Genomic DNA, 11,843 nt, shown 5'->3' with positions numbered 1-11,843 from the left:
ACGTTGGCTTTGCCAACGGCTCCGAAGGAGCGAGCGTAGCGAGTAAATATAACCGCTTGTAAAAATACTTATTCTACAACATAGCCGACATCATCTAAAGTCGGATTGTTTGCCCCATTTTTTGCCAGCTCATCACAAATTTCATTTTCACGATGACCTGAATGCCCTTTCACCCACGCCCATTCAATTTGATGGCGTTGAATTTCTTTATCTAACGAAATCCATAAATCTTTATTTTTAACGGGTTTCTTATCACTGGTTTTCCAGTCGTTTTTCTTCCAGTTAAAAATCCATTTCTGAATGCCGTTTTTCATATATTGGCTATCGCTATTCAGTTGCACTTTGCAAGGCTCTTTTAGCATTGACAATGCTTCAATTACCGCACGCAATTCCATTCGGTTATTGGTGGTTTGAAAATAACCTTTGCTGACAGTTTTCTCGTGCCCATTATAGCGAAGCAGAATGCCAATTCCGCCTTTGCCGGGGTTCCCCAAACACGAACCATCTGTAAAAATTTCAACTAATTTCATCACATTCACTTTACAAACAAAAGCCCCAAAGCATTAACTTTGGGGCAGCTTTTGTTAGATTCTAAAAGTTATCAGAATTGGGATCAACTTATTATTTTTTGCCTAGCTGCGGAATTACACTATTATTTGCAGCTAATAAACCGGCATCAGTGTAAACCGCTAATTTGCCACGCGTATCTACAATATCTAAGTTACGCATTGTTAATTGACCGATACGATCCGCCGGTGTGAACGGTGCGTCTTCCACTTTTTCCATACTTAAGCGTTCTGCTTCGTAGGTTAAGTTTGGTGATTCTGTGTTTAGAATCGTGAAGTCGTTACCACGACGCAGTTCAAGCGTTACTGTACCGGTAATCGCTTTCGCTACCCAACGTTGAGCCGTTTCACGCAACATTAGTGCTTGCGGATCAAACCAACGACCTTGATACAATAAACGACCTAAGCGTAAACCGTTAATGCGGTATTGTTCAATCGTATCTTCGTTGTGAATACCCGTAACTAAACGCTCGTAGGCAATGTGTAATAACGCCATTCCCGGAGCTTCGTAAATACCACGAGATTTCGCTTCGATGATACGGTTTTCGATTTGGTCTGACATACCTAAACCGTGGCGACCACCAATGCGGTTTGCTTCCATAATTAATTCCACCGCATCATCAATACGTTTACCGTTTAATGCAACAGGCACACCTTCTTCAAAAGTTACAGAAACCGTTTCCGGTTTGATTTCAACCGATTCGTCCCAAAACGCTACGCCCATAATCGGTTTTACAATCTTCATACCTGTGCTTAATTCTTCCAAATCTTTCGCTTCGTGGGTTGCACCTAGCATATTTGAGTCGGTTGAGTAGGCTTTTTCAACTGACATTTTATAATCAAAACCGTTTTCGATTAAGAATTTTGACATCTCTAAACGACCGCCAAGCTCATCAATGAAAAGTTGATCTAACCACGGTTTATAGATTTTTAATTTTGGGTTAGTTAATAAGCCATAGCGGTAGAAACGCTCAATATCATTACCTTTAAAAGTTGAACCATCGCCCCAAATGTTTACATCATCTTCTTTCATTGCGGCTACAAGCATTGTACCGGTTACCGCACGACCTAAAGGTGTAGTATTGAAATAAGGAATACCGCCTGTTGAAATATGGAACGCACCGCATTGAATTGCCGCAATCCCCTCGTGGGCTAATTGCTGACGGCAGTCGATTAAACGAGCATTCTCCGCACCATATTCCATTGCTTTTTTCGGAATTGCGTTGTAATCATCTTCATCCGGCTGACCTAAATTTGCGGTATAGGCATAAGGCACTGCCCCTTTTTTACGCATCCATAAAAGTGCTGCTGAGGTATCTAAACCGCCTGAAAATGCGATACCGACTTTCTGACCTAAAGGTAAAGCTTCTAAAATTGTTGCTGACATACGAATTCCTATAAATTTTGAAAGTAAAAAACAATTAAACGCAAACGCTTGCGTATGCATTCAAGGAAAATATTCTAGCTGAAAAGCGTTAAAAATTCATCTAAAATTTACTGACCCGAATTGCAAAGTTTTGGTAGAATTTGACCGCTTACCCAAATACTTTAAATGAGCTAGATGTAAATTTTAAATAGAGATATACAATGAAAAAACTACTTGTGATCCGAAATGATAAAATCGGTGATTTTATGGTCTGCTTTCCCGCTTTTGCGATGTTGAAGCAATCATTACCTGAAGTGGAAATTACCGCACTTGTGCCGAGCTATACCGCTCCACTTGCAGAACTTTGCCCTTCTATTGATAAGGTCATTATTGATACGCCAAACAAGAAAGATAAAAATGAGTTTAACCGTATTTTACAAGCGATTAAAAATGAACAATTTGATGCGGTAATTTGTTTTGTATCGGATTGGTACAATGCAAAGCTAACTTGGAAAAGCGGTATTAAATATCGCCTAGCTCCGGCAACAAAGTTATTTCAATTTCTCTATAACCATCGTTTAACCCAACGTCGCTCTCAATCGGCAAAAGCAGAATCGGAATATAATTTGGATTTAGCCCGTGCGTTTTTAGTCAAACATCACGTTAAAATTGTAGAGCCTAGCACACCTTATTTAGCGTTTGATGAGAAAACTGTCCAAATACAAAAAGCAAAATTATGTGAGCAGCTGAATATTACTCCCGATAAAAAGTGGCTGTTTGTGCATAGTTCAACAGGTGGTTCTGCGAATAATTTATCTCTTGAGCAATATGCGGATTTGATTCAAAGCATTTTGGCAGAATTTGACTGTTATGTGATTTTGACGGCAGGAAAAGACGAAAGTGAAAAAGCAAACGCCTTAGCTGAAAAAGTAAATCATAAAAATGTAGCAGTGTATGACAAAAACGAAGGGCTGCAAGATTTTTCACGCTCGCTTGCCTGTGCTGATTTGTTTATCGCAGGCTCAACCGGTCCATTACATATTAGCGGAGCATTGAATATTCCAACGATTGGATTTTATCCAAGCCGGCTTTCTGCGATTCCTCGCCGTTGGAAACCCATTAATGATGCCGATAAACATATTGCATTCTGCCCGCCATCTGACAAAGCATCACAGATGAATTTAACCTTAATATCAATTCCTAATTCATTAGAAACTATTATTCCGTTTATCAGGAAAATTTGGGCATAATTTATAAATTCTCCTCTTTATTCTTCGCTAAAGAGGAGAATTTATTAAACAAATCAACTTATTTTCTTGTGCGATTCCATAAATCCGCATATTTTACAAAGGTGGAATGGGCGGAAAGCACGGCTAATAAAAAGCCCTGTTTTCCATCTAAAAAACCGGCTTTTAAGAAATACATTTTTACAAAACAGCCAATAGCGTGTGTTACGCCATCAAACAATGAAGCGGTTTTTCCTGCGTTCGCTCGCTGAATTGCCCACGCTTTAGCATAACTTGCAGATTTTACTAAATAGTGATGAATATCTTTGTAGGTAAAATGCAATAAATCGCCTTGTAGCTTCTTGACGATTGCTTCTTTTGGATAATGGACTTTTTCGTGAACTAATTCATCACCATACTTTGCAAAATCTGTTCTATATAACCTCACCACATAATCCGGATACCAGCCTGAATGGCGAATTTGCTTGCCAAATACTTCGCTTAGGCGGCTGATTTTATAAACGGCATTTTTTTCGTCTTTTTTGACCGCTTGTAAAATTGAGTGTTTCAGCTCTTCGGTTACTCGCTCATCTGCATCAAGCCAAAGTACATAATCGCTTGTTACATATTGTTGAGCAAGCTGGCGTTGTTTGCCAAAACCTTGCCAATCAGTATTGGTGTAAAATTTGGCGTGATACTCTGCGGCAATTTGTGGTGTTTCATCTGTACTGCCGCTATCTAAAATTATAATTTCATCAACCCAGCCTTTCACTGTTTCTAAACAGGCTGCTAAATCTTGGGCTTCGTTTTTTACAATCATTGCAACACTTAATGTTGGCATAGTCTGTCCTTTTTCTTACTTTCTGCAATTCATTCATTTTACTTTAAAAATGAGTGTTTTTGTGCTATTTTCTACGCCGAATTTTATTTTACAAACAAATGAACGGATACAAGAATGTCAATTAAATTAACAACCAAACAAAAGCAATATTTAAAAGGTTTAGCACACCATTTAAGCCCTGTTGTAATGCTAGGCGGTAACGGCTTAACCGAAGGTGTTTTAGCTGAAATCGACAACGCATTAAACCACCACGAGCTGATTAAAGTGAAAGTGGCTGGTGCAGATCGTGAAACGAAGCAACTGATCATTGATGCGATTTTGCGTGAAACTAAGGCATCTGAAGTACAAACCATCGGGCATATTTTGGTACTTTACCGCCAAAGTGAAGAGAAAAAAATCACTTTACCGAAAGCCACTAAAGCTATCTAAATTTGCAAAATTTTTCACAAATATAACCGCTTGTATTTTTCAAGCGGTTTTTTAACAGAATATCTATGTTTAAAAAATTCTCTCTTTATACGCTGGCGATGCTGTTGATCCCTGTTGTTACTTGGCTGGCAAACTGGCAATGGTCTTTGGCTATTCAATACCCTGAATATGGTTTTGACTACTTTTTATTTTTAATCACTGAAACAGGTTCTGTGCCTTATGCCATCGCTACTTGCGTGATTTTTACCTTATTATTAGCTTGGGTTGTGAGAAAGCGTTATTCGTTGTTTTTTGTGATTGCGGTTTGTGTTGCCTCAATGGTAGCAACCCAAGGTCTCAAGACTGCGATGAAATCAACCTTCCAAGAACCTAGACCCTTTGTTTCTGCACTGTTTGAAGACAAATCTGTTGATTTCTACAAATTAACACGCGAGCAACGAGGCTTAGCGGTTGCCGAAAAAATCGGTTCACAACAAAATTTTGTAACAGCTCATCAAGCGAAAGAAGTTGGCTACTCTTTCCCGTCTGGTCATACGATCTTTGCGGTTTCTTGGCTGCTCTTAGTAGTCGGATTCTGCCTCAATATGCGTGGACAAGCGGTCGTTTTTGCTCATATTTTTGCAATTATTTGGGCTGCATTAATGTTAATTAGTCGTTTAAGATTAGGTATGCACTACCCGATTGATTTATTTATTAGTAGCTTACTCGCATTTTTAACAAACTTAGCACTTTTTGTGTGGTTTGTGCCTTGGTTGCAAAAGACAAATCCATTTAACTTATTTCATAAGAGAGCATAATTATGGCAATTTATTACGGCTTAGATGTCGGCGGCACAAAAATTGAGCTTGCCGCTTTCAATGAAAAATTAGAAAAACTGCACAGTGAACGTGTGCCAACCCCACAAACTCATTACGAGGATTGGCTCAATACCATTGAGAACTTAGTCAATAATGCCGATGTAAAATTTGGTGAAAAAGGCTCTGTAGGATTAGGCTTACCCGGTTTTGTAAACCGTGAAACAGGGATTGCGGAAATTACTAATATCCGCGTTGCAGACGGTAAAGCTATTATTAAAGATTTGAGCGAGCGTTTAGGGCGTGAAGTACGTGCAGAAAACGATGCGAACTGTTTCGCTCTTTCCGAAGCTTGGGACGAAAGTAATCAATCTTTTTCAACCGTGCTTGGCTTAATTATCGGCACAGGTTTTGGTGGCGGAATTGTTTTTGATGGCAAAGTCCATTCAGGCAGAATTGGCATGGCTGGCGAAGTTGGGCATATGCAGTTAAATTATCACGCGTTAAAATTATTGGGTTGGGATAACGCTCCAATTTATGAATGTGGTTGTGGTAATCAGGCTTGCTTAGATACTTATATTTCCGGTCGTGGTTTTGAATTACTCTTTAATGATTTAGTTGGCGAGAAAATATCGGCTAAAGAGATTATAGAGCGTTTCTACAATAACGAGCAGAAAGTTGTGGAATTTGTTGAGAAGTATATTGAGTTAATGGCAATCAGCATTGGTAATCTCATTACCATTTTAGATCCGGATATGATTGTATTTGGTGGCGGTTTATCTAACTTCGACTATATTTACGAAGCTTTGCCAAAAGCCCTGCCGAAACATTTAATGCGTTCAGCTAAAGTGCCTGTTATTAAAAAAGCCATTCACGGCGATTCAGGCGGCACACGTGGTGCAGCAGCATTATTTTTAAAATAACCTAACACATTTAGAGAGGACAAGCGGTCATTTTTGATAAAAATATTGCAGCCCTCTCTCTTTTAGTTTTCTTTACTCTTTACTTTCGGGTGGTAATTTATATAACTGATTTTTATATAAATAGCTGCCAAGTAATGCGTGAGCCAATGCTTCTTTCTTAAAAGCCTCCGGTTGCTCTTTAGGCGTTAGATTAAAAGTTGCTTTATCATACACAAAGCCTTCAATCGGTAAGTTTGGTCGCATTACAACCACATCATTACCTTTCATCATCGCTTGTGTTGCATCATATTGCATAAAGGCTCGATTTGGATCAACATTTTGCGTTAAATCATAGCCTAGCATTGGATATTGCCCGCTCACACCTGCAACAGAAAGTAATGTTGTTGGCATATCTAACTGGCTAACTAAACGATTATCCAATCTTGGTTCTATATTTTCACCCAGTAATAACGCCGGTATGTGAAAATGTTGAATTGGCACTAAATGCTCACCAACAGCTCGTGAATCGTGATCTGCAATCACTAAGAACACCGTATCTTTCCAATAATCTGATTTTTTCGCTAACTCAAAAAAATGCCCGATAGCATAATCGGCGTATTTTGCTGCATTGTTACGAGTTTGTTTTGGTTGCTCGTATAATTCAATTTTACCGTCCGGAAACTCAAAAGGATCGTGATTACTTGAGCTAAATACCAAGCTAAAGAATGGTTTTTCCTCTTTATAGAGCTGCGTAAAGGTTTCATTCGCCTTATCAAAAAGATCTTCATCACTTACCCCCCAGGTTGCTGTAAATTTAGGGTTCTGGTAATCTTTTTCGTCAATAATTTGTTGGAAACCATTGCCGTAGAAGAAACTAGCCATATTATCAAAATGTTTTTCCCCACCATAAATAAAAGAAGTATGGTAGCCTTGACGCTTTAATAATTCCGCAATGCTAAAAAAGTTGTTTTAGCTTTTTGTGAGTTTTACTACCGCCCTTGCTGGCGTTGGTGTAAAACCGGTTGTTACCGCTTCAATTCCTCTTACTGAGCGAGTGCCTGTGGCATACAAATTCGTAAAATACCACCCTTGTTCTGAAAGCTTGTCTAAATTTGGCGTGAGATTTTTACCGCCTAATGAGCCAACAAACTGAGCCCCTAAGCTTTCCTCTAAAACAATTACAATATTTTTAGGTTTACCTTGATAAGTGGCTTTATTTTCAGTCAAGGTTGGAATTTCATCTAGTATATAATCAGAACTTGGACGATTTCGAGCCTGTTTAACAATACTTAGCATTTCTTCAACAGACATTTTGCCATATTGCTCCGAAGATTTATCTTCATCTTTCAACTGTTGTACTGCATAAAGTACAGAATAGCCTGAGTTTAACACCAGTGAATTTACAAGAGGATCACTTGAGAATGCGACCATTGCCGGGTTTATACCTCGATGAGCAAAACTAGAACGTCCACCAACAAACACCGCAACAGCAACCAATAAAGCCAATAATGGGCGTATTTTCCAACTCGGCAAACATAAATTTTTTGTTGCCCAACCTGATAATTTCCAATAAATCATTAATGAGATAATAAATACAGCAACGCCACAAATAACAGCCCATAAATGACCATTAATCAACATTGTGAATACTTCTTTTGGATGAACTAAATACTCAATGAAAAGACGGTTAGGGCGGAGATCAAAGGTCTCAATAAAATTTGGTGTAGCAACTTCCATAAAAAGAATAAACACACTACCTGCAGTTAGCCAAATTCTTAAAATAATCCGCCAAATTGAGCCGAGTGCATTTTTATGAAAGAAAAATACGCTCAATAATGCAGGTAAACCAAAAAGCCAACATAATGCGGATACATCAATACGAATGCCTTGTAACATTAATGGTATCCAGCCATCAACTGCTGATATTCGATCAGCTTGCCAAATACCTAAAGCCAGGCGGGATAATGTTAAAATAAATAGATTAATCCCAACAAATAGCAGGATCGGGAATAGCACAGTTCTGGATTGACTGCGTTGATACATTTGAATCTCCTTTTAAAAATTTAAAATTGTTATAATTGAATAGTGATAGTGTCGCCTACTCTAATAATACCACTATTTTGTGGCACAAGGTGAATGCCGAAAACAGGCTTTCCCTTATCATTTGTATGCTTTTGTTTCAACGTTCGGAAAGGCTCTGCTTGAGGGTCTAATTCTAACGTAGATAAATTGCGGGTAATCAGCACACATCGAGTACAAAGGGCTGACTTGCGAAATAAGACTTCACCAATTTGAATTTGTTCCCAACTCTCTTCTTCAAAAGCAATATTGCCATCAATCACAATATTTGGGCGAAAACGAGCCATTTCGATTGGAATTGGCGACCATTCTTGCACTTGCTCAAGGGATTTGAGCGACATCAAAGTAACAGGATGACTATCTGCAAAACTCAATGGATTATCTGCAAAGTTTTCAACCTTACGTTGGCTTTGACTACCCAACCAACGAAGTTGCACTTCTCTTCCTAAAATTTCGCTTAGCCATTGATTAACACGCTTGTCTGCCACTTTAGAATAAAAATGCGTTCCCCATACTTCACTTGATTGCTCCTCAATGAAATCTTGGTAAAGTGCAACACATTTTTGACCGCTTGTATGGCTAATCACAAGCCCTGTTGCAATCGGAAAAGCCGTTAGGCGGTATAGTTCTACATCTTTACGGGCAGTAATAAATTTACCGTCAGATTCCGTTATCATAAATTCACGATCAAAATTTAACCCCTTAGGTTCTACAAAAGCTTGAGAAACTTGGGTTGATTGCGTGGATTTTATCGGGTAAATATTCAGTTCGGTTACTTGCATAGAAAATCCTCTGTTTAGAAAGCTAAGATACCATACTACAAGCGGTCGAAAAGTAAAAGGAATTTGCAAATCCCTTATGAGAACGGTAAACTTGCAAGACTTCAACGCTCTATAGGTCAAATAAAATGGCAAAAAAACCAACTCAAGATTTTGAAACGACGCTCAAAGAATTAGAAGCAATTGTTACCCATTTAGAAGCAGGCGATTTACCGCTTGAAGATGCCCTTAATGAATTTGAAGCCGCAATTAAACTGGTACAGCAAGGGCAAGAACGCTTACAAAAAGCGGAGCAACGAATTCAAATTCTATTAAATAAAAATGATACCGCAGAACTTAGCGACTATACAAAAGAATAATACAAAGAGTAATAAAATGAGCTATTCCTTAGCAACCGACCTCACCACTCAACAAAAACGGATTAACGATTTTCTAGCAGAAAAATTAAATCATTACGAAGCCTTTCATTCCCCATTAATTAACGCAATGGAATATGCGGTTTTATTAGGCGGAAAGCGTGTTCGCCCGTTTTTAATTTATGCCACAGGTAGAATGCTTGGCGTGCCGCTTGAAAAATTAGATCATAGTGCAGCGGCGATGGAATCTATCCACGCTTATTCATTGGTTCACGATGATTTACCGGCAATGGACGATGATAAATTACGTCGAGGCAAGCCAACTTGTCATATTGCCTTTGATGAAGCAACTGCTATTTTAGCAGGTGATGCATTACAAAGCTTTGCTTTTGAATTGATCGCAACCGACCCTAAACTTTCTGACAAAGAGAAAGTCGCTCAAATCAGAGAATTATCAACCGCCTCAGGTGCAAAAGGAATGTGCTTAGGGCAAAGTTTAGATTTGATTGCGGAAAATAAATCGGTCAATTTAGAAGAGTTAGAATTAATTCACCGTAATAAAACAGGGGCATTAATTCTTTCCTCTGTAATGATGGGTTTTAATCTTTCCGAACATTCGCAAAATTTAGCGATAAAACAACCGCTTGTAAATTATGCAAAAGCGATTGGCTTAGCTTTTCAAGTGCAAGACGATATTTTAGATGTAATTGGCGAAACTGATAAAATTGGTAAAACAGTGGGCTCTGATGAAAATTTAAATAAAAGCACTTACCCTAAATTACTAGGATTAGATGGAGCAAAGCAAAAAGCCGAAACACTTTACCAAACGGCTCTCTCCTCTCTTGAACAACTGCCTTTTGATACTACTGCATTAAAAGAGTTGGCGGATTTTATTGTTAAGCGTGAAAACTAAGAAAAAACCTAGCAGATGCTAGGTTTTTTAGAGATTAAACGTGAGGTTTAGCTTCCGGTAGCGTACCTTCAATTTCATAAAGCACATCACCATCTTTAAAAAATACGTAACCACCATTTTTCATTTTTATCCAATTTTCATTTTTTGTCAGTGGCTGAGTTGTGATAATTGTTACTTTATCGGTAATTTTGGTATATTGGCTGAAATCAATTGAAACATCATCATCACGTAATGCTTTACCAAATGGGGCTTTACGACATACATAATGAAGATTAGTTGTACAACGAGCAATCATCCAATGCCCATTCGATAAAATAAAATTAAATACACCGTGTTCCGCAATTCTTTCTGTTACTTTCACCACTGCATCAAAAATCTCTTTTTCGCTTGGTTTTGCCGGATACATCTCTTTTAATTCCGATACAATTCGGCAAAATGCGGCTTCGGAGTCTGTTGTACCAATCGGTTGATAGTGGCACTCTTCACAAACACCAACTCCCTCTACTGTACCATTATGAGCAAAAACCCAATTTTCTCCCCATAATTCACGAATAAAAGGGTGGGTATTTTCTAAATTCACATCACCTCGTGTAGCTTTTCGGATATGAGCAATCACATTCAGCGATTTGATTTGATATTGACTAATAGATTCCGCCATTGGCGATGAAGCTCCCGGTCGATTATCACGAAAAACTCGTACACCTTTTCCTTCAAAAAATGCGATGCCGAATCCATCAGTGTGATGGTCGGTTAATCCCCCACGCCGACGAAAGCCATCAAAAGAAAAGGTAATATCCGTCGGCGTATTACAATTCATTCCAAGTAATTGACACATAATTTAATTCTTTAATTCTCAAGGAGTTACTACAAAACTAATGATGATATTTAAGCAGATTGATAGAAAATTTCAACGCCATTTCCGCAAAAATATTATGTCTTATTATTATAATATATGCCTTTTTTATGCCATTTAATTGTATTCTTTTTTAAATAGTGAAATTAAAAAGAGCATTCCGGCACAAATTACTACCGATGGACCTGCCGGAGTATCCTTCCAACCCGATAGCAGCAATCCCCCTGTTACTGCAATAATGCTAAATAAAATAGCAATAAAGACCATTTTTTCAGGCGTTTTAGCAAAACGCCTTGCTGTTGCAGACGGAATAATTAGCAACGAGGTAATGATTAATGCCCCCACAAATTTCATACTTAATGCAATGGTTAATGCGGTTAAAATCATCAATAACAAACGCAAGCGAGCAACATTTAAACCTTCAATTTGAGCAAGTTCCGGGCTAATTGTGATGGATAATAAACGTTTCCAGAATATCATCAGCACCGATAAGATCAGAATTGCACCTGCCCCAATAAAAATCACATCAGAAAAATTAATTGCCAACAAATCGCCAAACAAGTAAGACATTAAATCTACTCTCACGTTATCCAGCAAACTAATGGTAATCACACCGAGAGAAAGGCTGGTATGGGCGATAATGCCTAAAACAGTATCAACTGAATAATTAGTTTTCTGTTCAAGCCAAACTAATAAAATTGCTAAGATAATTGTCATTACAATGACAGCAATGTAAGGA

General features: G+C 38.3%; 12 protein-coding genes and 1 pseudogene. 6 read left to right on the top strand and 7 right to left on the bottom strand.

Annotation, left to right across the window (positions count from 1 at the left end; translation table 11 throughout):
• Window positions 1–68 precede the first annotated feature (68 nt).
• Both rnhA and argG read right to left on the bottom strand, forming a co-directional pair.
• Window positions 69–530 (bottom strand): ribonuclease HI, encoded by a 462-nt coding sequence (rnhA, locus tag ACJHV0_RS05325; protein WP_025235793.1) that lies wholly within the window; start codon window positions 528–530, stop codon window positions 69–71.
• A gap of 91 nt (window positions 531–621) precedes the next feature.
• Window positions 622–1,953: an argininosuccinate synthase gene (gene argG, locus ACJHV0_RS05320; RefSeq protein WP_334229428.1), complete on the bottom strand. Its 1,332-nt coding sequence runs from the start codon at window positions 1,951–1,953 to the stop codon at window positions 622–624.
• Window positions 1,954–2,153: 200 nt separating this feature from the next.
• On the opposite strand from argG, the gene ACJHV0_RS05315 reads away from it, so the two are divergent.
• The gene (locus ACJHV0_RS05315; RefSeq protein WP_483133584.1) at window positions 2,154–3,182 is read left to right on the top strand and encodes a glycosyltransferase family 9 protein; all 1,029 of its coding nucleotides are present in this window, start codon (window positions 2,154–2,156) and stop codon (window positions 3,180–3,182) included.
• A 58-nt stretch (window positions 3,183–3,240) separates the two neighbouring features.
• Here the strand turns inward: ACJHV0_RS05315 and ACJHV0_RS05310 are convergent, their stop codons facing one another.
• Window positions 3,241–3,999 (bottom strand): glycosyltransferase family 2 protein, encoded by a 759-nt coding sequence (locus tag ACJHV0_RS05310; RefSeq protein ID WP_334233102.1) that lies wholly within the window; start codon window positions 3,997–3,999, stop codon window positions 3,241–3,243.
• A gap of 114 nt (window positions 4,000–4,113) precedes the next feature.
• Between ACJHV0_RS05310 and yhbY the strand changes: the two genes are divergently transcribed.
• The 3 genes from yhbY (at window position 4,114) to nagK (ending at window position 6,145) form a co-directional block, all read left to right on the top strand.
• The gene (yhbY, locus tag ACJHV0_RS05305; protein WP_081732099.1) at window positions 4,114–4,428 is read left to right on the top strand and encodes a ribosome assembly RNA-binding protein YhbY; all 315 of its coding nucleotides are present in this window, start codon (window positions 4,114–4,116) and stop codon (window positions 4,426–4,428) included.
• Window positions 4,429–4,493: 65 nt separating this feature from the next.
• Window positions 4,494–5,225 carry a phosphatase PAP2 family protein gene (locus tag ACJHV0_RS05300; protein WP_483133583.1) on the top strand — a complete coding sequence of 244 codons (732 nt, stop codon included), beginning with the start codon at window positions 4,494–4,496 and terminating at the stop codon, window positions 5,223–5,225.
• A 2-nt stretch (window positions 5,226–5,227) separates the two neighbouring features.
• On the top strand, window positions 5,228–6,145 hold the full coding sequence (gene nagK / locus ACJHV0_RS05295; RefSeq protein ID WP_483133582.1) for an N-acetylglucosamine kinase: 918 nt from the start codon (window positions 5,228–5,230) through the stop codon (window positions 6,143–6,145).
• 72 nt (window positions 6,146–6,217) lie between these two features.
• Here nagK and ACJHV0_RS05290 read toward each other — a convergent pair.
• Window positions 6,218–8,167, bottom strand: a pseudogene (locus ACJHV0_RS05290) (LTA synthase family protein).
• A 29-nt stretch (window positions 8,168–8,196) separates the two neighbouring features.
• Window positions 8,197–8,985, bottom strand: a complete 789-nt coding sequence (locus ACJHV0_RS05285) for an MOSC domain-containing protein (protein WP_025235785.1) — start codon at window positions 8,983–8,985, stop codon at window positions 8,197–8,199.
• 125 nt (window positions 8,986–9,110) lie between these two features.
• Here ACJHV0_RS05285 and xseB point away from each other — a divergent pair, with 125 nt between their 5' ends.
• Window positions 9,111–9,341, top strand: a complete 231-nt coding sequence (xseB, locus tag ACJHV0_RS05280) for an exodeoxyribonuclease VII small subunit (protein WP_188156033.1) — start codon at window positions 9,111–9,113, stop codon at window positions 9,339–9,341.
• Window positions 9,342–9,357: 16 nt separating this feature from the next.
• Window positions 9,358–10,251: a (2E,6E)-farnesyl diphosphate synthase gene (gene ispA, locus ACJHV0_RS05275; RefSeq protein WP_025235783.1), complete on the top strand. Its 894-nt coding sequence runs from the start codon at window positions 9,358–9,360 to the stop codon at window positions 10,249–10,251.
• A gap of 34 nt (window positions 10,252–10,285) precedes the next feature.
• On the opposite strand, the gene ACJHV0_RS05270 is transcribed toward ispA, so the two are convergent.
• Complete coding sequence (locus ACJHV0_RS05270; protein ID WP_283386039.1) at window positions 10,286–11,086, bottom strand: class II glutamine amidotransferase; 801 nt, start codon at window positions 11,084–11,086, stop codon at window positions 10,286–10,288.
• A 135-nt stretch (window positions 11,087–11,221) separates the two neighbouring features.
• Window positions 11,222–11,843: zinc ABC transporter permease subunit ZnuB (znuB, locus tag ACJHV0_RS05265; protein ID WP_483133581.1), on the bottom strand; the 622-nt coding region annotated here is incomplete at its 5' end.

This window comes from Mannheimia sp., from assembly GCF_056854775.1.
This window is presented reverse-complemented; position numbering and strand designations above follow the sequence as displayed.

Bases quoted from the DNA above. Each gene is read 5' to 3' on its own strand.
- rnhA (WP_025235793.1), bottom strand. From the start codon at position 530: ATGAAATTAGTTGAAATTTTTACAGATGGTTCGTGTTTGGGGAACCCC.
- argG (WP_334229428.1), bottom strand. From the start codon at position 1,953: ATGTCAGCAACAATTTTAGAAGCTTTACCTTTAGGTCAGAAAGTCGGT.
- ACJHV0_RS05315 (WP_483133584.1), top strand. From the start codon at position 2,154: ATGAAAAAACTACTTGTGATCCGAAATGATAAAATCGGTGATTTTATG.
- ACJHV0_RS05310 (WP_334233102.1), bottom strand. From the start codon at position 3,999: ATGCCAACATTAAGTGTTGCAATGATTGTAAAAAACGAAGCCCAAGAT.
- yhbY (WP_081732099.1), top strand. From the start codon at position 4,114: ATGTCAATTAAATTAACAACCAAACAAAAGCAATATTTAAAAGGTTTA.
- ACJHV0_RS05300 (WP_483133583.1), top strand. From the start codon at position 4,494: ATGTTTAAAAAATTCTCTCTTTATACGCTGGCGATGCTGTTGATCCCT.
- nagK (WP_483133582.1), top strand. From the start codon at position 5,228: ATGGCAATTTATTACGGCTTAGATGTCGGCGGCACAAAAATTGAGCTT.
- ACJHV0_RS05285 (WP_025235785.1), bottom strand. From the start codon at position 8,985: ATGCAAGTAACCGAACTGAATATTTACCCGATAAAATCCACGCAATCA.
- xseB (WP_188156033.1), top strand. From the start codon at position 9,111: ATGGCAAAAAAACCAACTCAAGATTTTGAAACGACGCTCAAAGAATTA.
- ispA (WP_025235783.1), top strand. From the start codon at position 9,358: ATGAGCTATTCCTTAGCAACCGACCTCACCACTCAACAAAAACGGATT.
- ACJHV0_RS05270 (WP_283386039.1), bottom strand. From the start codon at position 11,086: ATGTGTCAATTACTTGGAATGAATTGTAATACGCCGACGGATATTACC.